The organism is Streptococcus sp. HF-1907, assembly GCF_015594605.1.
Classification (GTDB): Bacteria; Bacillota; Bacilli; order Lactobacillales; family Streptococcaceae; genus Streptococcus.
In genome coordinates this window covers 1-26254 of sequence record NZ_JADNQT010000007.1, presented here as the reverse complement: position 1 = coordinate 26254, position 26254 = coordinate 1, and the positions used below count along the sequence as shown (strand labels likewise).

The 26254-nt window shown below is 42.4% G+C and carries 24 protein-coding genes and 1 pseudogene; 7 read left to right on the top strand and 18 right to left on the bottom strand.

The window, feature by feature from the left end; genetic code table 11:
- Positions 1-6: 6 nt before the first annotated feature.
- Positions 7-1782: an acyl-CoA dehydratase activase gene (locus IYQ92_RS05320; RefSeq protein ID WP_195675745.1), complete on the bottom strand. Its 1776-nt coding sequence runs from the start codon at positions 1780-1782 to the stop codon at positions 7-9.
- A 191-nt stretch (positions 1783-1973) separates the two neighbouring features.
- On the opposite strand from IYQ92_RS05320, the gene IYQ92_RS05315 reads away from it, so the two are divergent.
- A complete protein-coding gene (locus IYQ92_RS05315) occupies positions 1974-2591 on the top strand; it encodes a TetR/AcrR family transcriptional regulator (protein ID WP_195675692.1) in 618 nt (205 codons plus the stop codon).
- Between the two features lie 171 nt (positions 2592-2762).
- Here the strand turns inward: IYQ92_RS05315 and tkt are convergent, their stop codons facing one another.
- The 9 genes from tkt to IYQ92_RS05270 all read right to left on the bottom strand — a co-directional run bounded on the left by tkt (position 2763) and on the right by IYQ92_RS05270 (position 12848).
- A complete protein-coding gene (tkt, locus tag IYQ92_RS05310; protein ID WP_195675691.1) occupies positions 2763-4748 on the bottom strand; it encodes a transketolase in 1986 nt (661 codons plus the stop codon).
- A 94-nt stretch (positions 4749-4842) separates the two neighbouring features.
- Positions 4843-6366, bottom strand: a complete 1524-nt coding sequence (glpK, locus tag IYQ92_RS05305) for a glycerol kinase GlpK (RefSeq protein WP_195675744.1) — start codon at positions 6364-6366, stop codon at positions 4843-4845.
- Between the two features lie 83 nt (positions 6367-6449).
- Positions 6450-6707 carry a DUF896 family protein gene (locus tag IYQ92_RS05300; RefSeq protein WP_195675690.1) on the bottom strand — a complete coding sequence of 86 codons (258 nt, stop codon included), beginning with the start codon at positions 6705-6707 and terminating at the stop codon, positions 6450-6452.
- 89 nt (positions 6708-6796) lie between these two features.
- Entirely contained in the window at positions 6797-8836 is a 2040-nt protein-coding gene (gene glyS, locus IYQ92_RS05295; RefSeq protein ID WP_195675689.1) for a glycine--tRNA ligase subunit beta, read from the bottom strand.
- Positions 8836-9753 (bottom strand): glycine--tRNA ligase subunit alpha, encoded by a 918-nt coding sequence (gene glyQ / locus IYQ92_RS05290; protein WP_195675688.1) that lies wholly within the window; start codon positions 9751-9753, stop codon positions 8836-8838. Before glyQ ends, glyS begins: the two co-directional genes overlap by 1 nt.
- A gap of 307 nt (positions 9754-10060) precedes the next feature.
- Positions 10061-10216: a hypothetical protein gene (locus tag IYQ92_RS10700; protein WP_195675687.1), complete on the bottom strand. Its 156-nt coding sequence runs from the start codon at positions 10214-10216 to the stop codon at positions 10061-10063.
- The gene (locus tag IYQ92_RS05280) at positions 10185-10496 is read right to left on the bottom strand and encodes a hypothetical protein (RefSeq protein ID WP_195675747.1); all 312 of its coding nucleotides are present in this window, start codon (positions 10494-10496) and stop codon (positions 10185-10187) included. The genes IYQ92_RS10700 and IYQ92_RS05280 overlap by 32 nt, the downstream gene beginning before the upstream one ends.
- A 324-nt stretch (positions 10497-10820) precedes the next feature.
- Positions 10821-11969, bottom strand: coding sequence for an N-acetylglucosamine-6-phosphate deacetylase (nagA, locus tag IYQ92_RS05275; RefSeq protein WP_195675686.1), 1149 nt, complete (start codon positions 11967-11969; stop codon positions 10821-10823).
- Between the two features lie 63 nt (positions 11970-12032).
- The gene (locus tag IYQ92_RS05270) at positions 12033-12848 is read right to left on the bottom strand and encodes a Cof-type HAD-IIB family hydrolase (protein ID WP_195675685.1); all 816 of its coding nucleotides are present in this window, start codon (positions 12846-12848) and stop codon (positions 12033-12035) included.
- 248 nt (positions 12849-13096) lie between these two features.
- Between IYQ92_RS05270 and IYQ92_RS05265 the strand changes: the two are divergent.
- The 3 genes and pseudogenes from IYQ92_RS05265 (at position 13097) to IYQ92_RS05255 (ending at position 15787) form a co-directional block, all read left to right on the top strand.
- Positions 13097-13911, top strand: a pseudogene (locus IYQ92_RS05265) (IS982 family transposase).
- Between the two features lie 46 nt (positions 13912-13957).
- Positions 13958-14746 carry a peptidase gene (locus IYQ92_RS05260; RefSeq protein ID WP_195675684.1) on the top strand — a complete coding sequence of 263 codons (789 nt, stop codon included), beginning with the start codon at positions 13958-13960 and terminating at the stop codon, positions 14744-14746.
- A gap of 450 nt (positions 14747-15196) precedes the next feature.
- Positions 15197-15787 (top strand): hypothetical protein, encoded by a 591-nt coding sequence (locus IYQ92_RS05255; RefSeq protein ID WP_195675683.1) that lies wholly within the window; start codon positions 15197-15199, stop codon positions 15785-15787.
- Positions 15788-15840: 53 nt separating this feature from the next.
- Here the strand turns inward: IYQ92_RS05255 and IYQ92_RS05250 are convergent, their stop codons facing one another.
- Complete coding sequence (locus tag IYQ92_RS05250) at positions 15841-16683, bottom strand: DegV family protein (protein WP_195675682.1); 843 nt, start codon at positions 16681-16683, stop codon at positions 15841-15843.
- A 154-nt stretch (positions 16684-16837) separates the two neighbouring features.
- Between IYQ92_RS05250 and IYQ92_RS05245 the strand changes: the two genes are divergently transcribed.
- Positions 16838-17395 (top strand): TetR/AcrR family transcriptional regulator, encoded by a 558-nt coding sequence (locus IYQ92_RS05245; protein ID WP_195675681.1) that lies wholly within the window; start codon positions 16838-16840, stop codon positions 17393-17395.
- Positions 17396-17441: 46 nt separating this feature from the next.
- Here the strand turns inward: IYQ92_RS05245 and jag are convergent, their stop codons facing one another.
- The 3 genes from jag to rnpA are packed head-to-tail and all read right to left on the bottom strand — an operon-like array spanning position 17442 to position 19631.
- Positions 17442-18467, bottom strand: a complete 1026-nt coding sequence (gene jag, locus IYQ92_RS05240) for an RNA-binding cell elongation regulator Jag/EloR (RefSeq protein ID WP_195675680.1) — start codon at positions 18465-18467, stop codon at positions 17442-17444.
- An 11-nt stretch (positions 18468-18478) separates the two neighbouring features.
- A complete protein-coding gene (locus IYQ92_RS05235; RefSeq protein WP_229311320.1) occupies positions 18479-19306 on the bottom strand; it encodes a YidC/Oxa1 family membrane protein insertase in 828 nt (275 codons plus the stop codon).
- Positions 19272-19631 carry a ribonuclease P protein component gene (gene rnpA / locus IYQ92_RS05230; protein WP_195675678.1) on the bottom strand — a complete coding sequence of 120 codons (360 nt, stop codon included), beginning with the start codon at positions 19629-19631 and terminating at the stop codon, positions 19272-19274. The genes IYQ92_RS05235 and rnpA overlap by 35 nt, the downstream gene beginning before the upstream one ends.
- 242 nt (positions 19632-19873) lie before the next feature.
- Here rnpA and IYQ92_RS05225 point away from each other — a divergent pair, with 242 nt between their 5' ends.
- Together IYQ92_RS05225 and galU are read left to right on the top strand one after the other, a co-directional pair.
- Positions 19874-20890, top strand: coding sequence for an NAD(P)H-dependent glycerol-3-phosphate dehydrogenase (locus tag IYQ92_RS05225; protein ID WP_195675677.1), 1017 nt, complete (start codon positions 19874-19876; stop codon positions 20888-20890).
- Between the two features lie 42 nt (positions 20891-20932).
- On the top strand, positions 20933-21847 hold the full coding sequence (gene galU, locus IYQ92_RS05220; RefSeq protein ID WP_195675676.1) for a UTP--glucose-1-phosphate uridylyltransferase GalU: 915 nt from the start codon (positions 20933-20935) through the stop codon (positions 21845-21847).
- Between the two features lie 509 nt (positions 21848-22356).
- On the opposite strand, the gene IYQ92_RS05215 is transcribed toward galU, so the two are convergent.
- From IYQ92_RS05215 to dapD, 4 genes are all read right to left on the bottom strand, one after another.
- Positions 22357-23028 (bottom strand): rhomboid family intramembrane serine protease, encoded by a 672-nt coding sequence (locus tag IYQ92_RS05215; RefSeq protein ID WP_195675675.1) that lies wholly within the window; start codon positions 23026-23028, stop codon positions 22357-22359.
- The gene (locus tag IYQ92_RS05210; RefSeq protein WP_420705749.1) at positions 23025-23537 is read right to left on the bottom strand and encodes a 5-formyltetrahydrofolate cyclo-ligase; all 513 of its coding nucleotides are present in this window, start codon (positions 23535-23537) and stop codon (positions 23025-23027) included. Before IYQ92_RS05210 ends, IYQ92_RS05215 begins: the two co-directional genes overlap by 4 nt.
- 350 nt (positions 23538-23887) lie before the next feature.
- A complete protein-coding gene (locus IYQ92_RS05205; protein ID WP_195675673.1) occupies positions 23888-25021 on the bottom strand; it encodes an N-acetyldiaminopimelate deacetylase in 1134 nt (377 codons plus the stop codon).
- Positions 25022-25278: 257 nt separating this feature from the next.
- Complete coding sequence (gene dapD / locus IYQ92_RS05200; RefSeq protein WP_195675672.1) at positions 25279-25977, bottom strand: 2,3,4,5-tetrahydropyridine-2,6-dicarboxylate N-acetyltransferase; 699 nt, start codon at positions 25975-25977, stop codon at positions 25279-25281.
- Between the last annotated feature and the right edge of the window lie 277 nt (positions 25978-26254).

The window sequence follows — 26254 nt, the reverse complement described above, 5'->3', positions numbered from 1 at the left end:
CAACTCCTAGGCGAGAACAGCTGGCGCTTCTGCGACAAGAGCCATCTCATCCTCATATTTTTCTTGTGAAATCAAAGCGCAGCCATAAGCTCCCATCAAACCTGCGATACTTGGACGAACGACCTCGCGTTCACTGACCAATTCAAAGGCTCTAAGCACCGCCTCATTGTAGAAGGTCCCCCCCTGCACTACAATCTTTTGCCCTAAATCTTCGGGACGTTTTACTTTGATAACCTTGTAGAGTGCATTTTTGATGACGGAGTAAGACAGCCCAGCTGAAATATCAGCAACGGTTGCCCCCTCTTTTTGAACCTGTTTCACTTTTGAATTCATAAAGACGGTACATTTTGACCCCAAATCCACTGGATGCTTAGCAAGCAAGGCCACTTGAGCAAAATCCTTCACATCGTATTTCAAAGACTTGGCAAAGGTTTCAATGAAAGAACCGCAACCAGATGAGCAGGCTTCATTCAACTGAATACTTGACAAAGCCCCATCCTGAACACTCATAGCCTTCATATCCTGACCACCAATATCCAAAATGAAATCAACACCTGGATTGAAATAATTGGCTGCCTTAAAGTGAGCAACGGTTTCAACCTCACCGTAGTCCACCCTAAGCGCTGCCTTGATGAGTTGTTCCCCGTAACCCGTCACACAAGAGCGGGCGATAAAGGCATCATCAGGCAACTGACGGTAAACTTCCTTCAAAATCTTGATAATATTTTCTAGCGGTTGCCCTTCATTATTGCCATAATGTTGGAAAAGGATACGCCCTTCAGTGTCAATTAAAATCACCTTCGAGGTCGTAGAACCCGCGTCAATTCCCAAAAATGTTGGACCAGAGGCTGTGGCGATATCCGCATATTGAGCGCTAGCCTCATTGTGGCGTTCACGCCACTCACTAAGCTCCGCCTCATCCTTGAAAAGAACGTCCAAAGTCTTCTTAGGTACCAATCTGTCTGAGCTATTGTTCTCCAAGTTGTGGATAATTTGCAACAAGGTAAGCGTCACTTGATTGTCATCAAAAGCTGCACCCATAGCCACGAAAAGTTGCGGATTTTCTGGAAAAACCACGTGATCTGGGGTGATGTTTAGCGTTTCGATAAATCGCTGGCGCAACTCACTCATAAAGAAGAGAGGACCGCCCAAAAAAGCGATATTTCCGATAATCTTCCGACCTGACGCCAAGCCAGCAATAGTTTGATTAACCACCGCTTGGAAAATAGATGCCGCAATGTCTTCCTTACGAGCTCCTTCGTTGATTAAAGGTTGAACATCGGTTTTAGCAAAGACACCGCAACGACTAGCGATTGGGTAAATTGTTTCATAGCCCTTGGCTAGTTCGTTGACACCATTGGCATCTGTTTTTAAAAGCTCTGCCATTTGGTCGATAAAGGCACCCGTACCACCTGCACAAGTACCGTTCATGCGTTGTTCAAGAGAATCGCCAAAGAAAGTCATCTTAGCATCTTCCCCTCCCAACTCAATGACGACATCTGTCTGTGGAATGAGTTTTTCAACAGTCGTTGTTGCGGCAATCACTTCCTGAACAAAAGGAATAGCTGCGACATCTGAGAGCCCCATACCACCAGAACCAGTAATAGCAATAGAAACGGTCTGGTCTCCAAGCTCTGCAATGACTTCATTTAGCACCTTAATCGTTGCCGCCTTTACATCTGAAAAGTGACGTTCATAACGTGAAAACAACAAGTCATTCTTTTCATTTAAAACAACTAACTTAACTGTCGTTGACCCGACATCAATTCCTGCTCTATTCATCATTTCACCTAACTTTCAAAACCTTTTTGCCAACAGATTGTCAATGAACCTACAAATCGTTGCTTATCAAACAGTCTGTTTGTTATAATTATTATAAGACTAAGATTTGAAAATTCAATCGCTACTTTTTTGGAAATTGTTGTTTAAACAACACATAACCAACTATCTGTCGTTTATCTAGGAGATGGATTATGAAATTCACAGATATCCGCTATTTAAGAACCGAAAAACTCATTTTTGATGCCTTCACAAAATTGCTCAGCCAAAAACCTTATGACAAGATTACTATCCAAGACATTGCTGACGAGGCCATGATTAACCGCACCACTTTCTATGCTCATTATGCCGACAAGGATCAGCTTCAAAAAGGTATCCAGGAGCAAATGATGATGGAGCTCTCTGACATGATTGACGCTGCGCAGATTACCAAAGGTGATACGGTCAAGGTGAAAAAAGCTGAGCGTCTGCTGACCAACTTCTATCGAACCCTTGAAAAAAACCAAGCTATCGCTAAAATCGTTCTGCTGAGTATTTCTCACGAAATTCTCCAAGCTAACTTTGCCAAACTCCTCCACGATAAATACGCCGATATTTTGGACAAACTCAATGTCATTGAATCTGGTGGAAGCGTTCCAACTGATTTCGTGGTTGCCTATCTCACTAGCATTTTCACAGGTACTCTACTCTGGTGGATTAAATCTGATTTTGACATGTCAGCCAAAGACCTTGCCCACCTGGTCATCACACTCATCAGCAACGGTCACCTCACCGTTATGGGAATTACCATCAATCGTGATGACGAAGATTGATTGATAAAAAATAGGCTCATTGTCACCTGTAGTGGGTGACAATGAGCCTTAATTTTCGTTGTGTGCATTTTCTGAAATCAATAGTTCCTTCATACGTTTGACGTGACCGTTCTACCGATTATCATGCTAAAACAAAAGACCTGCACTGAATGTATCGCAACCTCAGTTATCTTAGAATGATTTATAAAGGGCTACGGTATTATCAACTGTGAAACCGTACTCTTCAAAGATTTTAGTTCCTGGGGCAGATGCTCCCCAAGTATCGATGGTAAGTGTTTTACCTTGGAGACCAACGTATTTACCCCAACCAAAGCTTGAGCCAGCTTCGATAGCAAGACGTTTTGTGACTGCTGCTGGGAGAACTTCTTCTTGGTAAGCTGCATCTTGTTCGTCAAAAAGGTTTTGTGATGGCATTGAGACCACACGTACATGAATGCCTTGAGCTTCAAGTTCAGCTTGCGCATCAAGAGCCAATTTCACTTCAGAACCTGTTGCGATAAGGATACCATCAAGGTCACCTTTAGCTTCTGAAATCACGTAAGCTCCTTTGTTGACACCAGTTTCTGCCAATTCAGCAGTGCCTTCAAGGACAGGCAAGTTTTGGCGCGTCAAGACAAGCATTGTTGGACGGTCAGTTTCAGCTACCGCGCGTTTCCAAGCAGCGTTTGTTTCATTTCCATCTGCTGGACGAATAACGTTAAGATTTGGCATTGAACGAACTGAAGCCAATTGTTCGACTGGTTCGTGAGTTGGTCCATCTTCACCAACAGCGATTGAGTCATGTGTCATGACGTAAACTGTTGGAAGACTTTGAAGCGCAGCCATACGAACAGCTGGAAGAAGGTAGTTTGAGAAGACGAAGAAGGTTCCGCCGTAAACACGAGTACCACCGTGAAGGGCAATACCATTCATAGCAGCAGCCATGGCAAATTCACGGACACCAAACCAAATGTTACGACCTGCGTAGTTATCAGCTTGGAAATCATTTTCAGCAGCAACCATTGTGTTGTTTGAAGCTGATAGGTCAGCTGAACCACCCCAGAAGTTTGGTAATTGAGCTGATAATTGTTGGATGGCTTGTTGGCTTGACACACGACTAGCAACTGATGAGCCTAGTTCGTGAGCTTCCAAATCAACTGTTTCTGCTTCACCAGCAAAGGCTGCTTTATATTCTGCCGCCAACTCTGGGTACTCTTTTTCATATTTAGCAAAAAGTGAGTTCCAGGCATTTTCTTTTTCTTCACCGCGGAATTTGATACCAACTTCAAAACGGCGAGCAACTTCGTCAGGAACTGTAAATTCTGGATAATCCCAGCCATAAGCTTTTTTAGCGTAAGCAATGCCTTCTGCACCAAGTGGCGCACCGTGAACTGCTGACGTTCCTTGTTTTTCAGCACCAAAACCGATGATAGTTTTGACTTCGATGATTGATGGTTTTTCAGTTTCAGCTTTAGCGGCTTCGATAGCGCTAGCGATGACTTCCAAATCATTACCATCTTCTACCAAGATATGTTGCCAACCGTAAGCTTCAAATTTACCTTTAACATCTTCTGTAAAGGCTTGTGAGGTTGGTCCATCAAGTGAGATATCATTTGAATCGTAAAGAAGGACCAATTTACCAAGTTTAAGGTGACCTGCAAGGCTAGCAGCTTCTTGGCTAACGCCTTCCATCAAACAGCCATCACCGTGAAGAGCGTATGTGTAGTGGTCAACCAAGTTAAAGCCTGGTTTGTTAAATTTAGCTGCCAAGTGAGCCTCTGCCATTGCCATACCCACGGCGTTAGCAATCCCTTGTCCAAGAGGACCAGTTGTTGCTTCAACACCATCAGTATGATTCACTTCTGGGTGACCAGGTGTTTTAGAACCCCATTGACGGAATTGTTTCAAATCGTCGATTGATAAATCGTAACCAGCCAAGTGAAGGAGGCTATAAAGAAGGGCAGAACCATGTCCAGCTGAAAGCACGAAACGGTCACGGTTAGTCCAGTTACGGCTTGTTTTTGGATTGACATTCAAGAATTTATTCCAAAGCACATAGGCCATTGGTGCAGCCCCCATTGGAAGTCCAGGGTGACCTGAGTTAGCTGCTTGGATAGCATCGATAGAAAGCGTGCGGACGGTATTGACCGCTAATTGATCAATAGAATCAAAAGTCATGATAAAACCTTTCTGTTTTTAACAACTAAATTATGCATTGTTCGTCTTTTATATTATAACATAAAATGATAGGAACGTTACTGAAATTTTCAGGCTATCTTTCTGAATTATCCTCAAGTTCAGCGAAAACTTGCGTTGCTCTTACTGCACGTTTCCAACCTCTATAAAGTCGTTCACAGTCTTCTTCGGATAACTGCGCCTGAAAAATATCGCCATCAGCATTGAGCGCTTTTAAGGTCTCCAGATTTTTCCAGTAGCCGACCGCCAAACCTGCAAAGAAGGCGACACCAAGCGCAGTCGTTTCTAAATTTTCCGCACGCGCTACTGTATTTCCCAAAATATCTGCCTGAAATTGCATGAGATAACGGTTTTGGGAAGCCCCGCCGTCCACCCGTAATTTCTGAATGGCAATGCCTGAATCTAACTCCAAGGTTTCGATGATGTCGCGCACTTGGTAGGCGATAGATTGAAGCGTCGCCTTGACCATGTCTGCCTTGCTGGACCCACGCGTCAAGCCAAATATAGCGCCACGCGCTTTTGAGTCCCAGTAAGGTGCCCCAAGCCCTGTGAAAGCTGGCACCACATAGATTTCATCGTCATTTCTTGACAAATAGGCTAGCGCTTCTGTCTCACTTGAGGAATCAATCATCTCCAGCCCATCACGAAGCCACTGAATAGCACTACCCGCAATGAAAATAGACCCTTCAAGCGCATAAGAAACCTGACCATCAATGCCGTAAGCAATAGTCGTCAGTAAATTGTGCTTAGACAACTGAGCCTGTTGACCTGTATTCATGACAATGAAAGAGCCTGTTCCGTAAGTATTTTTGACCATGCCAGGCTCAAAAGCCAACTGACCAAAAAGCGCAGCCTGTTGGTCACCAGCCATCCCCGCAATCGGAACACGCCCGCCGTAAAAATGAAAAGGCGCTGTATAGCCATAAATTTCTGAATTGGAACGAACCTCTGGAAGCATGATTTTAGGAATATTGAGCAAGTCTAAAATATCATCATCCCACTGCAAATCAGTAATATTATAAAGCATGGTCCTTGAAGCATTGGAATAATCCGTCACATGAACAGCTCCGTCTGTGAATTTCCAGAGCAACCAAGTGTCGATGGTACCGAACAATAGCTCGCCATTCTCTGCTCGTTCTTGAGCGCCAGCCACATGGTCCAAAATCCAACGAATCTTAGTCGCTGAAAAATAAGCATCAATGACCAAGCCAGTTTTCTCATGAATCATATCTGTATGCCCAGCTACTTTCAAATCGTCCGCCAGGTCAGCAGTCTGGCGAGATTGCCAGACGACAGCATTATGGATAGGAAGACCAGTCTCCTTATCCCAAATAACCGTTGTTTCACGCTGATTAGTGATACCAATGGCTTCAATCTGATGGGGTTTGATTCCAGATTCAATAAAAGCATCCGCAATGACCGACTGAACCGAGTGCCAAATTTCCATAGCGTCATGCTCAACCCAGCCAGCCTGAGGAAAAATCTGCGTCAACTCCTTTTGACTTGAAGCGATAGCCTTACCATTGTGATTGAAAATAATAGCACGCGAACTGGTTGTTCCTTGGTCGATTGACATGATGTATTTTTTAGTCATTGAGATGGCTCCTTCGTGTTGATTTTACTTCATTATATCACCCGGAACAGAAAAAATCCCCTCACAGCTTGTGCAAAGGGATTGGAATCTTATGAATTTGGATCGTCCAAACTACGGCCATGCAGACCTTTTTCACGTTGGACTTGGCGAAGTTTCTCAGGTGTCACGTCATTTCCTTCTTCATCCACAATTTTAATACCTTCGATGTGGTGGCGAACTGAACGTTTAAAACCTGCAATATATTCTTCGCGCAATTTAGATTGCTCAACCTTTTCTTCACCGGTCAAGCCTTCTGTTTTCTTCTTTTTAGCGAGCTCGTTAATACGAGCGATTTTTTCTGGGGTCATTTAAGATACCAAGAGCGACCAGAAAGCGTCAGAATTTTAGGAAAATCACTAGCTTTCCGATCGGGTTCAATTCCTTTCTCCGATTTTTTCTATTTAGTATTCAACAAGTTAAAGACTGCTACTTTTTTAGCTTTAGCAACAAGGCTTGCAAGGAGAGCTAAGCGATTGTTTCTGATTTTTTCGTCTTCTGCCATGACCATTGTGTTGTCAAAGAAGTCATCGATGACTGAGCTGAGGGCGAAGAGTTTGTTCAAATTAGCTGACATGTCGTCTGTCAATTCAAGTGAAGCAACAGCTTGGTTGAGGGATGTTTCTTGGGCATTTTCAAAGAGAGAGCTGTCAACTTCAACAGAAGCGTCAGCCTTTTCTGCCAAGTTAAAGGCACGTGAAAGACTCTCAACTGCAGCCTTGTAGCCATCTTCTTTGCTCTTTTGGGCAATGGCTGCGCTAGCTTCAAGAACAAGGCGAACCACATAAGTGTCTGATGCCAAAACAGCAGCACGGATATCCTTAGCAATAGAGGCATCGATCATCTTCTCAATACGAGCTGAAAGGAAGCTCATGACTTCTTCTTGGTTAGTGTAAGTCAAGCTGTCAAATGACAAGTTGTAAAGGTTAGCTACCAACTCATCAAGCGGAATTTCCCAACCGAAGGCATCAAGAATACGAACGATACCTTGAGTCGCACGACGAAGGGCGTAAGGGTCGTTTGAACCGCTTGGAATCAAGCCAACTGAGAAGAATGACAAAACTGTATCCAATTTGTCAGCGATGGCAAGAACAGCACCGACTTTAGTTTCAGGAAGTTCACCGTCAGCTGATGTTGGCATGTAATGCTCACGAATGGCAGCTGCAACGGCAGGTGTCTCACCAGCAAGTAGGGCATATTTTTCACCCATGATTCCTTGCAATTCATCAAACTCATCAACCATTCCTGTTAAAAGGTCGAATTTGTAGATGCCAGCTGCACGAAGCACTGCTTCTTTTTCATCTGCTGAAAGTCCAGCTTGGTCAGCAAGGTGGTCAGCAATGACTTTTGTACGTCCCATGTGTTCGTAAAGTGAACCGATTTTTTCATGGAAAGTCACGTGTTTGAGTTTTTCAACAAGGTCAGCAATCTTAAGTTTTTGATCTTCATGCCAGAAGAATTCACCATCTTCAAGACGGGCAACCAAAACTTTTTCATTCCCTTTGATGACATTTTCGATATGCTCAGCGTTACCGTTACGAACCGAGATAAAGTTTGGCAAGAGTTTACCTGCTTGGTCACGGACAACGAAGTAACGTTGGTGGTTCTTCATTGAAGTCACCAAGACTTCTTCCGGCACTTCAAGGTATTTAGTGTCAAATGAACCAACAAAGGCAGTTGGGTATTCGACCAAGTTAAGGACTTCGTTAAGAAGATCTTCATCGATTTCCACTTGAACATTACGATCAGCTTCGATAGCCTTGATTTGGTCCACAATCATTTGCTCGCGTTCTTTAGCGTTTACGATGACAAATTGCTGGCGCAAATCATCCTCATAAGAGTTGGCTGAAGCAATTTCAGTTTCTTGACCCAAGAAACGGTGACCACGGCTAACACGTCCTGAGTGGATATCAAGGAAAACCATGTCCAATGCTTGGTCATCAAGAAGTACTGTCAAGGTATGAACAGGACGGATGTACTCAAATGAGTTACCAGCCCAGTGCATGTTAACTGGGAAAGTCATGCTTGCAAGTACTTCTGGTACACCAGCAAGTACCTCTACAGCAGGTTTTCCAGCTTCATGTTTAGTGACATAAACGTATTCTTCACCCTTAACTTCACGGAATTCAATGTCATCAACGGTCAACCCTTTTCCACGAACGAAACCTTGGGCTGCTTTTGAGAAGTTGCCTTCAGCATCTAAAGCAATTTTCTTAGAAGGTCCTTTAAAGTCTTCCGTCAAATCCGTTTGTTGATCAGCCAAGCCTTTGACACGAACAGCCAAACGACGTGGTGTTGAGAATGTTTCTACTGATTCGAAAGGCAAGCGGTTGTCTTCCAAGAATTTAGCCATTTTTTGACCTAATTGTTGTTCACTTGGAGTGACAACATAGGCTGGAATCTCTTCTAATCCAAGTTCTACTAATAAATCTTTCGTCATTATTCTGCGTCCTCCTTCAACAATTCTGCACGAGTTGCTTCATCCAACAATGGGAATCCAAGTTTTTTACGCTCAGCAACGAATGTTTTAGCAACTACACGCGCCAAATTACGAATACGAGCGATGTAGCCAGCACGTTCTGTTACAGAAACGGCTCCGCGGGCATCAAGCAAGTTGAAAGTGTGTGAGCATTTCAAAACGTAGTCATAGGCTGGGTGAACAAGACCTTCTTCTAAAGCACGATTAGCTTCTTTTTCAAATTTTTCGAAGTTTTCAAGAAGCATATCTTGGTCAGAAATTTCAAATGAGTATTTTGAATGTTCGTACTCTGGTTGTTTGAAGATTTCACCGTATTTAACACCTGGAGCCCATTCGATATCATAAACAGAATCCACTTCTTGGATGTATGATGCCAAACGTTCCAAACCGTATGTGACTTCTGAAGTTACAGGACCAGTTTGCAAGCCACCAACTTGTTGGAAATATGTGAACTGAGTGATTTCCATACCATCAAGCCAAACTTCCCAACCAAGACCAGCAGAACCTGTCGATGGGTTTTCCCAGTTATCCTCAACGAAACGGATATCGTGTTCAAGTGGATTGATACCAAGCAATTCCAATGATTTAAGATAAAGCTCTTGAATATTCGATGGTGATGGTTTCATAACCACTTGGAATTGGTGGTGTTGGTAAAGACGGTTAGGATTTTCACCGTAACGACCATCGGCAGGACGACGAGATGGCTCTACGTAAGCTGCGTTCCATGGTTCTGGACCGATGGCACGAAGGAAAGTGTAAGGTGACATAGTCCCCGCACCTTTTTCATTATCGTAAGCCTGCATAAGCATACAACCTTGGTCATTCCAAAATTGTTGCAAGGTCAAAATAATCTCTTGGAAAGTCAATTTCTTAGACATGTTTTTCTCCTCATTATTTTCTTTTGTTTTGAGTTTAGCATACGAGAAAAGAACCACATCTTTCTGCTCCTATGCCTTTTCTGACATAGGGGCGTCGAAACGCGGTTCCACCCTAATTTATTACTTCATTACTTACATTTATGAACTTGATGACTCATCAAGCGAAAGTGCCAATCATTTCTGCCATCCTGTCTAGCTCTCACTGTCCTAGACTCGCTGAGAAATTCTTTCAGAAACAACCTCTTTCTTTGACACGTATTATAGCAAAAAAAAATTCATTTGTCCAATTTGGATAAATACTCAGTTTTTAAAAAAGGTTGACCATATTGTTAATCATAAAAACAACCATGGGCAAAATTAAATAATCCGTTTCAATGTAGAGTATGGATAAAACAAAGTTACTCCCCATATACATAAAGAGGCTTGGTAGACTAATGGCACCATGAACTAAGGCAAATAGCAAAGCTGATACAAAGATAGAGATGTTTCTGGAAGAAGCTATTAAACATAAAACCCTGGAAAATCATGCTTTCAAAAATGGGGTAGACAAAGACTGCCGAAAAAGGCATGAGTAAGGGAACGTTTTCAATCGAAGAAGTCAGTGCACCTTCAACAGCAGTAGTCTCCGTATCCAAAACCGAAATCCACCATAAACCGATTTTATCAATAACAGACAAAGCTAGTAAGCTAATCACAATCAGGCTGAAATTTTTGAAAGCGAAGAGATTATCATCAACTCGCAACCAAGCTCAGCGCTCACAAAAGGTAATCAAGCCAAATAAAAATAGACCATGGGGAAACAAACTCGAAAACTCTATGATTTCTTGAAGACTATGGTCGCTGGTAACACATAAAAATTCTGTCGCTAGTAAACCACAAAAGATGGCTATAAAAACTAATGCCAGCTCAAACTCCTTAGCTTTATATTTTGTCAATTAGTCACTCGTTCTCTGTATAAATTTCTCTTTTAAAGATACTTGTTCTGATACTATTTGTCAATGATAAACATTAAACTTTCTAATAGTTAATCAAAAATGAGGCTGAGCTAATCCCAGCCTCTTCAATAATTAAGCTTCCCAGACTTTTTGCCCGTCCAGATAAGTAGCTTGCAGGTCTAAATCCTTATCAAGAACGATAAAATCCGCTACATAGCCTGCTTTAATTTGACCGCAGACATCATCAATTCCTACTGAAATAGCTGGAATCAGGCTAGCCATACGTATGGCTTCCTCGGCGCTAGCAATGCCCCAAGAAACGACATTTTTAAGCCCATCTTTTAATTTCAAGATGGAACCCGCCAAATTGCCACCTTCTTTCAAACGAGCAGTGCCATCAGCGACGGTGACTGGAAATTCACCCAGCATATAGTCGCCGTCAGGTTGACCACCCGCCGCCATACAGTCAGTAATCAGAGCAACGTGATTGTGGTTTTTTTGTCGCATGAGAATATCACAAGCAACTGGGCTAACATGGTGCCCATCGCAGATAAGTTCAGCGTAGGTATTTTGAATATTGTAAACCGCACCGACCATTCCTGGTTCACGGTGATTGAGACCACGCATGCCATTATAAGCGTGCACCCAGACAGAGGCTCCTGCTTCTACGGCAGCCTTGGCTTGCGCGTAAGTCCCGTCAGAATGTCCAAGGGCGACCGTCACCCCTTCTTTGGTCACTGTTGAGACAAATTCGGCAACGCCCTCGCGTTCTGGGGCCAAGGCGATTTTTTTAATCAAACCGTTGGCAGCTTTTTGCCAAGTGGCAAATTCTTCCAAACTTGGATTTTTCATGTAGGTTGCATTTTGAGCACCCTTGTACTTTTCAGTGAAATAGGGACCTTCAAAGTAAATGCCCTGAATTTTGGCACCTTTTTCCGTTCCTGCCACATCTGCAACCGATTTCGCTGCGGCAGCCAATCGTTCAGTGTCAGAGGTCAAAGTGGTTGGTAAAAATGATGTAACACCCGTTGACAACAATTCTTGACTCATGGTCAAAATACCATCCGAATCACAATCCATGACATCTGCCCCAGCATAGCCATGAATGTGCGTATCAACTAAGCCAGGAGCAATTTGATAACCTGAATAATCAACAATCTCAGCATCTTCTGGAGCCTGCGCTAGCCATTGACCAAACTTACCATCCGTCACTTCTAGATAACCCGTCGGTTTAACCTGGTCCGCATAGTAAAAACAATCTGCCTTAATATATTTTGTCATGATTTCTTCCTCATTTCTACTTAAATTATAGCGCTTTCTTTATTTTTTGTAAATGGTATAGACCTATTCTTTGAGAACAAATCGTTGAACCGCGTCAGCCACTCCGTCTTGCTCATTGCTCAAGGTCACTAGGTCAGCCTGAGACTGGACTTTAGCGCTAGCATTTGCCATGGCAACCGCCATGCCCGCCCAAGCAAACATCTCCAAGTCATTAACCGCATCTCCAAAAGCCATCACTTCTTCCGGTAAAATACCACAATCCTTCGCCAAATCAGCTAAAACTTTAGCCTTGCTGACGCCATGAGGCATAGCCTCAAAACAGTAGTCAAGCCCTCGGACCGTGTGGAAGTCGGGAGTTAAAAGGGGCTCAATCTCGGTCTGGACCTGATCGAGTTTATCCGCTTCACCCATGAAAAGCCCCAGTAAAATCGGCTCATCAAGCTGAGCTAGCGCTTCTGCACTAATCATCGTCACCTCTTGAAAATGTGTCTTAGCATCACGCGCAACAACATCAGAAACCTCATGCTCATAAACATAGCGCCGACTAGGCATCTGCAAAACAAGAGCAACCCGAGGATGCTCCTCAGATAGCGTCAGTAATTTGTTCACCTGCGTTTCCGTCAAAAAATGCCCATTAGCTATCGACCAATCTCTGCTAGTATAAGTTGCACAGCCATTACTGGCAACAATGCTAATAGGAAGTTCAAGATTCAGCCGTTCCACATATGGACAAATTCCCCAAATAGGACGCCCCGATGCCAGCACAATCTTGATTCCCTGTTTTTCAGCTTTCTGCAGGGTCTCAACCGTCTTATTCGAAATCGTCTTATCATTTCTCAATAATGTCCCATCCAAATCAATGGCTAACATTTTTATCATAGGCTTATCTCCTCCAATGATAGTATAGCATTTCTGCAAAACTTACTGCTACTTTTATTAAAATATTAGGTAATTTGACCTTAAAACTTCCTACAATTATGATATAATTAAAACCCGTGGTGCTAGTTAATTTCAAAATACCATAAAAAGCCCAAAGGGACTATATTGTAAGTGACTAAACAAACAGAGAAGACGTCCCAATGAGCCACTGACAGTATACCGCTAAATCCCATCACTTACAATGGAATATTAAGCAATTATCAAAAATTTGTTATCAGCTGTATCGTGATTATTGCCCTGAACCTTTCAAACATCGTCGCAATATTAGTCTATCTAAAGTTTCAGACCAATCTCTATTAGTCTTGCTTATCTTGCAAGCTGAACTAGGCATTAAGTCACAACGTCATTTATATCGTATCTGTCAACTCTTTCCTTGTGGTCGTCTCCTTGAAAGAAGTCGTTTTAATCGGCGAGCACGACAACTGATTGGGTTAGTTCAACTCATCAGACAAGTAATGAATAACCAAATCTCTCCTGATACCATCGTTATCATAGACAGTTTTCCCTTATCACTATGTCAACCTGTCCGTAATTATAGGACACGTATTTTTAACGGCTTGGCAGACAGTGGTTATAATGCCTCCAAGAATCTATGGTTCTATGGGTTCAAAGTTCATATGCTGGTCACCCTATCAGGCTATATTCTGAACTACGTTGTGACACCAGCATCTATTCACGCTATTAGAGCCATTGAGGACTTACTGGAAAACTGCCATCACTCTTACATTTTGGCTGATTTGAGCTATCTTAGTCGCGAGCTTAGAAATAGTTTGGAGCAAAAAGGTTATCACCTTTGGACTCCCTTGCGTCAAAATATGGCAGGGGCTAAGCAACCTAATCATTGGAAACTAATGGCTATGAGGAGACTATTGAGACACGTTTTTCAGAACTTTGTACGCTTTTCGATATGGAACAAACACTAGCTAGAGGAGAAACAGGATTGCAATTGAGGATAGAGCAAATCGTACTAGCCTATAATCTGAGATATTTTGAAATTAACTAGCACCACGGGTAATTAAAGTAATTATATTCACTTTAGGAGAGAGACTATGAAATTGGATAAAAAAGAGATTGGCGCTTTGATTGCAAGCCTCATTCTCCTTATTTTTGCTGGGACTATGTTTTTCATTTTTAAGGATAAGGGAACAGTGAAAGTCGCCGTTGAGACTAAAGCTAGCACGTCAAGTGTCAGCCTGACAAAAATTGAAGAATTGTTAAAAAAAGCCGAAGCTGACCCATCTGAGCAAACTATTAAAGCTGTTGAAACACTATTGAACAAATTGGTTGATTCAAGTAAGAAAAATAATTTCAACAAGCGTCTAGACGCCGTTAAAATTAAACTCGCTGAAAAACAAGCTGAAGATAAGGCTATCAAGGATGGTTCTGACGCTGTTAGCGCTCTTGAGCAAAATCCTAGTGACGACAATGTCACCAAGGCCCAAGAAGCTGTTAATAAAATTAAAACCCAAGAAACGAAGGATCAACTTCAAAACCGCATAGATGCTGTTAAAGCAAGTCTTGACAGTGCAACAACTACTGAGACAGGGAACGAGGAGGTGGCAGCAGACGCTGACTCAACTACAATTGCAAACCAAGAGCAAACGACAACTAATAACCAAAGTCAAAGCTACTACAATAATTATGTCCCTGCAAATAACTATAATTATATTCCTGCTAGTGGTAACTCCAATTCAACTCCAGCTTCTTCTGAACAAACTTTAAGTTCAACAACAGAAACGAATACCAATACTAACACGGGTAATAATTTGGCTGATACCCCGAGCAACTCTGGTGAAAGTACAAACACAACTCCAGCTACAGGGGGAGATTCTCAATAAAAGTAGTGATTTTCAAACCTAACGACTAACATCCGTTAGGTTTTCTTTAATGAGAATCAATTTCGCCCTCTCAAAAGCTAGTCAGCTCAACTGATTTCAGCACTAGAAAAAGAAAAATCGCCACGAAACATGGCGATTTTTCCCTTTTGTAAGCCTCAATGAAACGTCAAAGCGTTATAATAGACTTGTAACAACTATTAGCGAAGTCTTACGATGAAAATTATAACACAACTTAGCTTATTTGAGGAGCTAGAACTCGGTGATTTGGAAAAAATTTTAGCTGGGTAACTTCGCAAAGTAACTTCCAGTTTGACTAGAGGACTGGAAGTTACTTTGCGAAGTTACCTGAAGACTTTCGGAATTAGTTCAATGATATTTAACCTTTCCATAATTCAGAATTAAAGGTATAATAGAAAGTATTGAATAAGATTATTCTCGGAAAGGATTTTTATGAGAACCTCAAAAAGTGAAGTTGCCTACTTCATTCTAAGTATTATTATGATTGCCGTTGCACTTGGCATCTATATTTTATTTGGCGACCAAAATACGGTTAAAACTACCGATGTGGAGCCTAAGTCTAGTCTCCAAACATCTTCATCAAGTAGTTCTGATGGAGAAAAACTTGTCCAAAAAGCTACGCAATTGGTGAAAAAATACGAAGATAGCTTTGATGAATCAATGAAAAGCTCTGTGCAAGATGCCATCAAGGCTATTCCACAAAGCCATCAATCTGATAAAGACTCTCTTCAAAAGAAGTTTGACAGTATTTCAACCGATATTACCAATCAAAAAACTGCCAATGATGCTATCTCTCAAGCCAACGCAGCACGAACAAGTTCCTCTGTAGAGCAAGCCCAAGCAGCAATCGATGCCGTATCAAATGCCACTAAAAAAGCTGAACTTCAAGCTCAGCTAGCTCCTATTAAAGCAGCTGTCGATGCTGCTGTCGCAAGTACTTCTTCAGTAGTAACTACCCCAACAGAATCAGAAACTACCTCTGATCAAGTCTCTGATTACACAACGATTACAACAGAAGAATAAAAAGAAAGAAGTTGGAAGATAAAACCAACTTCTTTCTTTTTATTCAGCAATCATCAAATTTCATACCCCAATAAAATCCCACCATCTTCACCATAAAAACTACATAGTCCTGATGTTTCTGTGATGATGATATCTACGTCTGGAAACTGCTCTCTTAGTTTTTCTGAAATTTGTTGGCAGATTTTTAGGTTGTTAGCATGAGCGATGACGAGACGACCACCGTTGTAACCAGCTTTTAGCATTTTATCGACGGTGACTTGAACTGATTTTTTCTGACCACGCGCCTTATGTAGAAGCTCTAATTCTCCCTTGGGACTGGCTTCCCCAACCATGCGAATATTCAAGAGTCCAACAACTTTACCAATCAATTTGCTTAAACGACCATTTTTAACAAGGTTATCAACTTTAGCCAACACAAAGAGTAATTTTGTTTTTTCCTGATAGGCTGTGATGGCAGAGACAACTTCTTCAAAAGAGAGTCCTTGCTCAATCAAGCGTTGCAATTCTAACACGATGAGATCCATCTCACCACCAGCTGATAAGGAATCAATCACATGAATATTAACATTTGGGTGTTCTTCCAACAAAAGATTCTTAGCAAGCTGAGCGCTATTTTGACTACCAGAAAGTGAACCTGTAATCGTCATGGCAATGACATTTTCCGCTCCTTGATAAGCTTGCAAGAAAGCATCTGGGCTGGGACAACTTGACCGAGTAGCACTGTCGGTCGCATACATGGTTTCCATCATTTTAGCAACATCCAACCCTTCATCATCAATAAAAATTTCCGAACCAATTTGAAGACTCAAGGGCACACGCGTAAAATTTAATCCTTCTTTGGGATTTTCTAATCTTTTTAAATCACATCCTGAATCAACAACAATCTTCCAGGTCATCTTCCCATCCTCCATCTTTCATTTCTAAGCCTAAAAAAGCCATTTTGCTACATTTTAATTTGACAAACAAAGTATTTTCTCTTAAAATTATATCATTAAAAGACTTTCATTTCTCTTAAAAAATGTCCGATGTCACACTTGAAAGGAGTTTGTTATGACTGAAAAAGCCATCTCACCAAACTCACTAGCCAACCTCAAGCAATCCAATCGCGAGAGTAATCAATTGACCCGCGAAGCTATTGAAACAGCCCTATTGAGGTTACTCGAGGAAAAATCGCTGGCGCAAATAACAATCTCCGAGCTGGTGAGCAAGGCTGGTGTTTCCAGGAATGCCTTTTACCGAAATTATCGCTCTAAAGAAGCTATCTGCGAGCATATTTTGCTGACCATTGTCCGACCTATCTTTCGAGGAATTAAGTCCTTCAACCTCAAAACGCAAGCCTACCAAGCCTGGCTTTACCTCTTTCAAGAAACTAAAAAGCAGGCTCATATCCTTAAACTCATTTTTCAGCAACAACTAGGAAATCTGGTAACCGACATCGTTGCAAGGCGCTTGATTGCCTATCAAAAGTTCAAAGGCAAAAAACATTCCAGCTACATCACGTCCTTTTGGAGCAATGCCATTGTCTCTGTGCTTTCTAATTGGGTAGCAGACAACATGGTTGTGCCAGAAGAAGAGATGGCTGCAATGGGGCTCCCACTTCTTCCTTAAGATACAAAAGACTCTCAACATCATCAAAAGATGTCGAGAGTTTTTATTATGCCTCATTACCTTTTAAAGTTACGACAACGTAGCGATTTGGGTCATTGCCCTCAGAATAAGAATCCACACCAGCGATAGCCGCAACTGTTTTATGAACAGTCTTACGCTCACTGTTGCTCATAGGGTCCATGATGTAATCCTGACCAGATTCCAAAACACGCGCAGCAATTTTCTGCGTAAAATCAATCAAAGTCTCTGTGCGATGCTCAACATAATCGTGAACATTCAAGGATACTGAGAAATTCTTTGAATAACGGTCATGCAAGAAATTCTGTGCCAAGAGCTGCATTGATTTCAAGACTTTTCCGTGATAACCAATCACACGACCAGCCTCAGGCGTTTCAATCTGCAAATTAATTTGGCGACGGTTATTGCTTGTCTCAATACTTGCCTCAATGTCCATTTCGTAAATGATTTTCTGAACGTAGTCAGTTACTTCTTGAGCTGCCTGCTTGATGTCAGTGCTAAGCTCCTGTGGACCAAATTCGTTAATCACAAAACTTTCAAAACTATCTTCTTTTTCTGGCGTTGATGTTTCCTCAACTGCTGGCTGGTCAGCAGGCTCTACCAATTGTGGTTCTGGAACAACTCCACGCGCACGTTCTAATTCTTCAAGAAGCTCTGCTTGATTGGCTTCCTTCAAAATAGTTTCTTCAGATTTTTTATTTTCTAGGATAGCTTCTTTGACGTCCTTTGATACCTGTTCACCAACCTCCTCTTTTTTCTTGAGAATGCTAGTTACTTTATTTGTCGTAATGGCATCTTCTTTTGGGCTAGAGACGGGCTGGGCTTGTTGGACAACTTCTTCTGGCACACCACGAACAGCTTTTTGGTCTGCTTTATGGATAGTCAGTTCGTCAATTCCTTCAATATCAACCTCAGCAGGGCGTTTGCCGAATCCTAAAAATCCTTTTTTCTCACGAGAAACGACCTTGATATGTGCTTTGAGACGTGATAAGTTCAGCTCACTCAAGCCCTTTTCAATAGCCTCTTCAACAGTAGAACCTGTGAATAATACCATGATTTCTCCTCCTATTTTCTCTTTTTCTGTGCTTTCTTCTTAGCGCGACGAATCTTAGCTTCGCGCTCTTTTTCTTCTGTGACCAGACGCTGGCGCTCTTCAATAATTTTGAAAGGATTATTGAGCAGCATGATTTGGAAAACTTGGAAAGCATTTGACACTGCCCAATACAAAACAACCCCACTGGCACAACTGAAACCAGTCACCAAAATAATGAGAGGCATAACATAAGTCATGAGGGTCATGGCAAAGTTCTTTTCAGGCGCAGCCTTATTGGTCAACCAAGATGACAAGAAGGTAAACACAGCTGCCAAAATTGGTAGGATGAAGTAAGGATCCGTGTGGGATAGTTCAACCCACAAGAAGATTCCTGTCTTCAAGAAGGACACTCGAGTGAGCGCCTGGAACAAGGCCAACAAGATAGGCATTTGAATCAGCAAGGGGACCAAGCTGGCGTAAGGGTTAACCCCGTATTCTTTATACAAGACTTGGCTTGCTTCTGCCAACTGAACACGATTGTCAGCGCCTGGATATTTTGCTTGCAATTCACGCAATTGTGGTTGCAATTCCTGCATCTTCTGACCAGATTTAATCTGGATATTGTAGAGTGGCATCATCAAGACACGCAAGATGATGGTGAATAAGATGATTCCAAGACCTGTTGAACCACCGATGGACAACCACTGAATAGCCTTGGCAAAGAAAAAGACAATTTGTTCCCAAGCGTTGGTTGAACTAGCAGTTACTTCTCCTCGACCGCAGGCAGCAAGTAAGGTGATGGCCACTAAGCCAAGACCTGTTAATTTAATTTTTCTCTTCACTTTCTGAACCTTCCTCATATAAACCAGCAACTTTCAAGACATGGAGCAGGTTGCGTTTGACTTCCTTATAATCCATCTCTTCGACACCTTTACGGGCAATTAAGACAAAATCTTCTGTCTTAAGGTCATCTCGAACCTCCATCAACACATGACGGAGTTTACGCTTGATGGCATTACGAGTAACGGCATTACCTAATTTTTTACTGACTGAAAGCCCTACGCGAAAATGGTTTTGATTAGTATTTAAGTGGTAAACAACGAATTTTCGATTGGCAGCATTCTTTCCCTGCCCAAAAATCAGACGAAAATCCTTGTCCCGCTTCACACGATAGGTTTTCTTCAAAATATATCTCCAAATATCTAAATTACCCCTATTATACCATAAAATGGAAAAAAGCCTCAACCCCTTAAAAATCACCGATTTCCTGCCTTTTTCTGGATAAGCTGACGGGTAAATAGCGCTATTTGCTAAATTTCCACAAAAAACAAGTCAATCCTTTGATAATCTACAGCGATTACAGACAATCTCATCTCTCTTATGATATAATAATATAGTGTAATCTAGTTAATAGAAAGAGTAATTCCATGACAAAACAAAAAATTGCTGTCCTAGGACCTGGTTCATGGGGCACAGCGCTTGCTCAGGTTCTCAATGATAATGGACATGAGGTTCGTCTTTGGGGAAATATTCCCGCTCAGATTGAAGAACTTAATACAAGTCATACTAACAAACATTACTTCCAAGATGTCGTTCTTGATGAAAACATCAAGGCCTTTCTTGATTTGAAAGAGGCTATTGCTGATGTTGCCGCCATTCTCTTTGTCGTTCCGACTAAGGTGACACGCCTGGTTGCCAAACAAGTGGCTGAAATTATTGACCATAAAGTTGTTGTCATGCACGCTTCTAAGGGGCTTGAACCTGGAACGCATGAACGTCTCTCAACCATTTTGGAAGAAGAAATTCCAGCTCAATATCGCAGTGAGATTGTCGTCGTTTCTGGACCAAGTCACGCTGAAGAGACAATCGTCCGCGACATCACCTTGATTACGGCTGCCTCTAAAGATATTGAAGCCGCTAAATATATCCAAAAGCTATTTAGCAACCACTACTTCCGTCTTTATACCAATACTGATGTTGTCGGTGTTGAAATGGCTGGCGCCCTCAAAAATATTATTGCCGTTGGAGCTGGCGCTCTGCATGGTATGGGCTATGGTGACAATGCTAAAGCTGCTATCATCACTCGCGGTCTGGCTGAAATTACCCGTCTCGGTGTCAAATTGGGCGCTGACCCGCTAACTTTTAGTGGCTTGTCTGGTGTCGGAGATTTGATTGTGACTGGAACATCTGTTCACTCACGTAACTGGCGTGCAGGGGATGCCCTCGGTCGTGGTGAAAAATTAGAAGATATCGAAAAAAACATGGGTATGGTCATCGAAGGTATTTCAACTACCAAGGTAGCCTATGAAATTGCCCAAGAACTCGGTGTCTACATGCCAATCACGACTGCCATTTACAAGTCCATCTATGAGGGTGCCGATATTAAGGAAAGTATCATGGAGATGATGTCCAACGAATTCCGTTCAGAAAATGAATGGCACTAATTTATAACCGATTATATAAAAATAAAATATTAGGAGTTTTATATGCAAAAAGTAAGAAAAGCGATTATCCCTGCTGCTGGTCTCGGAACACGTTTCCTACCTGCAACAAAAGCCTTAGCTAAAGAAATGCTGCCAATCGTTGATAAACCTACCATCCAATTTATCGTCGAAGAAGCCCTCAAATCTGGCGTTGAAGACATCTTGGTTGTCACAGGTAAATCAAAACGTTCTATCGAAGACCACTTTGACTCAAACTTTGAATTGGAATACAATCTTAAAGCCAAAGGTAAAAATGACCTCTTGAAACTGGTCGATGAAACAACTGGGATTCGCTTGCACTTTATCCGCCAAAGTCACCCCCGCGGTCTTGGAGATGCGGTTCTTCAAGCCAAAGCTTTTGTCGGCAATGAACCATTCGTTGTCATGCTTGGTGATGACCTCATGGATATTACTAATCCTAATGCTGTGCCATTGACCAAACAATTGATGAACGACTACGAAGCTACTCACGCTTCAACCATCGCTGTCATGCAAGTTCCTCACGAAGACGTTTCCGCTTACGGGGTTATTGCTCCTCAAGGTGAAGGCGTCAACGGTCTTTACAGCGTTGAAACTTTCGTTGAAAAACCTGCGCCAGAAGATGCTCCTAGCGACCTTGCTATCATCGGACGCTACTTGCTAACACCAGAAATCTTTACCATTCTTGAAACGCAAGAACCTGGTGCTGGCAACGAAATTCAATTAACCGATGCCATCGACACCCTCAATAAAACACAACGTGTCTTCGCTCGTGAATTTACCGGCGACCGCTATGATGTCGGTGATAAATTTGGCTTCATGAAGACATCCATCGACTACGCCCTTCAACACCCACAAGTCAAAGATGATTTGAAACAATATATCATCGACTTGGGCAAAAAACTAGAAGGCAAAGAAACTACTCAAACAGAAGAATAACTTGGAACAGGGACTCGCTTTAAGTGAGCCCCTGTTTTTTTAGTTACGTGTTGCTCTAATGACAGCGGTCATAGGTTATGTAAGAAATGCCCTAGACTAACCCAGTCGAACCACTGAAAATGCAGTAGTCAGCCTCCCGCAGACTTGCGACAGACTAAATACTCAGTTTTCTACTCCCTGCAAATTTGCGACAGAAAATTTACTCGGTTTTCAGCTCCCTGTAAAATTGCAGCAGACAATTTACTCAATTTTTACCTTCCTGCAAAATTGTGACAGGCTAAATACTCAGTTTTCAGCTTCCTGCAAACTTGCAGCAGAGCAAAAACTCGATTTTTAGGATTTCCCGACTCAACCTAAAGCCCTCGACCGCTTCTTATAAGAAATAGGGAAAATTGCGGCCATAGCAAGGCAATCTTTTCATTTTCTGCTACTTTGTCAGCCCCGAAAAACAAGTTAAACAGTCATATCCAAAAGAACTGAGCTCTGCTTATCACAGAAACTCAGTTCTTTTAGATATAGGTAATTGCTAGCAAAATTAGAGATAGGCCTACAAATCCTGCCAAACCTAGTTGGCGTTGGGACTTAGTGAAAATATTGGAGTCATAGGCGGGTCTTAGGAAGACTGCACAAAGCGCACCACCGACCAGACCGCCTAAATGCCCAGCTATGCTGACATCAGGGGTGAAGAGGTTGAAGACTAAGTTCAGGACAATCAAGGCTTGGTAGGAGCGGCCTATTTGTTTAAGGTAGGGATTTCGCCCAAAACGACCAGTCAAGGCGATGGCTGTGAAGACACCAAAGAGTGAGGTTGAAGCGCCCGCAGCGATGACTCTTGGGGTGAAGGTCAAGGTGAAGAGATTTCCCATCACTCCTGACAACAGGTAAAGCGTTAGAAATTGACGCGCTCCCCAAATCTGCTCTGCCATTTGCCCAACAAAATAAAGGGCTAGAATGTTGAAGAAATAATGTTCCCAGCCGATGTGGACAAAAATAGGGCTAATCAAGCGCCATAATTGAGTCGGCATGAACTTCACATATTCGCCATACATACCGCCAACGTTGAAAATGGCTTGACTTGACGTGGATTGTCCAAAATAAAGCACCTGTGTAACTAAGAATACAGCTGTCGTGACTATGACCAGCATCATGGTCACTGAATTTTTTCTAAAGGCATCTTTCATCGACGCAATACCTCCTGAACGGGAATATCATAGGGGTCGGGCGTAAAGGATTGCTCTTGAAAATCATAGATGGTGCTTACCGTCCGTCCCGTAAAATCTGATAAATAGCGGTCATAGTAACCAGCCCCATAGCCAATGCGGTGCCCTGACTCATTGAAAGCAACCCCCGGAACATGGATGAGGTCGATGTCTGACTTAGGAACCTCCTCATCACTGATAGGCTCCATCAAGCCAAAGCGAGTTGGCGCAAGCTGGTCCTTGTCATAGGCAACAAAAATCATTCTGCCCTTGGGATATGTTTTTGGCACTAAAATACGTTTGCCATCTTTTAGCGCCTGCTCGATCAAGGGAACGGTGTTAAATTCATGACCAAAGGCCAAGTAGGTAGCAATAGTCTGACTGTGCTTGTAGGCATGGCTAGCAAACAAATCACTCAGCAATTGCGCATCACGCATCTGCTTGACCTCAGAAGCATGCTCCTTCATCTGGCTAATAATCACTTGTCTCATTGTCTTTTTTTCCATGTGTCTATGATAGCATGATTGTCCTAAATTTTCTAATATTAGGTTGGCAACACTACGTTAGTTTTTCTGATTTTTCTAATAATAATCATTTAAAGTTTTTTTCAGCTTAGTTTAAGGTTTCTTTAAGCTTCCTTGCCTATAATAAAACTATTCTAAAATTAACGGTTTATCCCGAACCGTTGGGAAAATAATCTCTCCTAAGTTATTTTCCTTTTTCATAAATCTCCTGAGCGTAGGTAGTCATATCTGTGCTCATCCCTTTTACCAGCTGTCCTCCTAAGCAGCTGGTTTTTTGGTGCTTAAAAACCTCAAGTACTGAACTTGAGGGCAACTTTTTATTGATTAACTTTCATCTTCAAGAAGTGACTGATTTTTTCAACGCCAAATGACAGAGCTGCTTCATTTGGACTCATCTTAGGGTGGTGAAGAGCGTAAGGAGTGTCAATTCCTAGCCAGAACATGACACCAGGAATCTTGTTCAAGAGGTAACCAAAATCTTCTCCCGTCATAGCAGGCAGACAATCGATAAGATTAACCCCTTCTTCTGCTGAGAAGAAATCCATTAACTCACTAGCGAGTTTAGGATTATTTTCAACAGGCAGGTATCCACCTTGTTTCAATTGCACATCAACTTCGATGCCAAAGGACATGGCAAGTCCTTCAGCTAATTCGCGGACGCGTTTTTGAATGAGAAGGCTTATGTCTTGCGTAAGGGTACGGATTGTCCCGTGAAGCGTAGCTGTTTCAGCAATAACATTGTTAGTCGTTCCTGCATGCATAGCCCCAAAGGTCACTACTCCTCCTTGAATCGGGTCCACATTACGGCTGACAATGGTTTGCACCTGGGTTACAAAGTAAGATGCAGCAACCAAAGCATCATTTGCCTCATGTGGAAAGGCCGCGTGCCCTCCCTTACCTTTAAAGGTAATGAAGACCTCACAGGTTCCCGCAAAGAGAGTGGCCGTGTTGGTTGCGATGTCGCCTACTTTCAAGTCGGGACGCACATGCAAGCCATAAAATTCATCAGGTTTCCAGTCACCGAAAGCTCCGTCTTCGTACATGAGCATGCCACCCGCTTCATTTTCCTCGGCAGGTTGGAAGAGGAAGAGAATGTTATTTTTAGGCTGCGTCTGCACAAGCTCATTAAGCAGGCCAAGGGCAACGGTCATGTGCATATCATGTCCGCAAGCGTGCATACGCCCTTCGTGGGTACTAGCAAATTCAAGACCTGTCTGTTCGACGATTGGTAGGCCATCAATATCTGTACGCCAGCCGATAGTCTTCTCCGGAGCAGAGCCATTTAAGAAAACCAAAATTCCTGTACGCCAAGTGCGTTGCTCCACAAAATCTTTTCCTGCCGTGATTTCAGCGATACGTTCCAGCAAGAAAGCCTGTGTTTTAAACTCCTCAAGACCAATTTCAGGAATTTGGTGAAGAGCGCGACGAATGTTTACTAAATCCAAAGTCATGTCATATCCTTTCAAAGAAAGAGAGTGGGACAGAAATCGGTAAGACCAAGTCTTCGATTTTCCCTCACGTCTTTATATTTTTCGGTTCGGGCTGAAACAGTCTCTCCCCAGACTGTTTCACTCCCACCTCCGCACAGTTGAGTAGGTCTCTAAGTGCTGATTTATCAGTGCTTAGAGACCACTCAACCACTGCGACTCACAATAAGTCCGTACGAAAAGTGAAAAGATTGAGATTTTGTCTCAACCTTTTTTAATTCTTACAAGTTACGAAGTGCATCTTCCAAGGCTGTTTTTTGTTGTGTTTTTTCATCAATTTCTTTGATGACACGGGCTGGCACACCTGCCACAACAACGTTTTCGGGAACGTCTTGAGTAACAATAGCTCCCGCTGCAACAACAGAACCGTTACCAACTTGAACCCCTTCGATAACAACAGCATTAGCACCTACTAAAACATTGTCACCAATACGAACTGGTTCAGCAGAAGCAGGCTCAATAACACCAGCAAGAACAGCGCCAGCACCGATATGGCTGTGTTTACCAACAGTAGCACGTCCACCAAGGATAGCCCCCATGTCAATCATGGTACCTTCGCCGATTTCAGCACCGATATTGATAACAGCACCCATCATGACAACGGCATTGTCTTCGATAGTCACTTGGTCACGGATGATAGCGCCTGGCTCGATACGAACGTTGAGGTGGCGTTTGTCAAGCAATGGCACAGCTGAGTTGCGCCCATCTTGTTCTACGACATAGTCTTTGTTTTCAGTCAAGTTAGCAAGCAATGGCTCAACGTCTTTCCAGTCACCGAAAAGAACATTGCCAAGCTTAGTCACTGATGCAGGAACAGCACCAGCCAATTCCCCTTCAAAAGTAACTTTAACATTCGTTTTCTTCTCAGCATTCCCGATAAATGCAATAATTTCTTGCGCAGACATTTTTTGTGCAATCATATAATTCTCCCTATTTCTATTCGATAACCTTTATTATATCAAATAGTCAGAAAATTGGGTAGATTTTTAGACAAAAAAGATGAACAATCTACTCTCTAACATCAAAATTTCTTCAAATTAGCAAAAAAGAGCCCTCACGGACTCTTTTTCGGCTCTATAATTTCTGTAGTGGGTAAATCTACTACGGAGATTATGGAGCTTTTTCAGTGTATCAAAAAAGCTCCATAAGACTTATAATGAAAAGCGACTAAACAACTCATTAGGAAGACCTTATGGA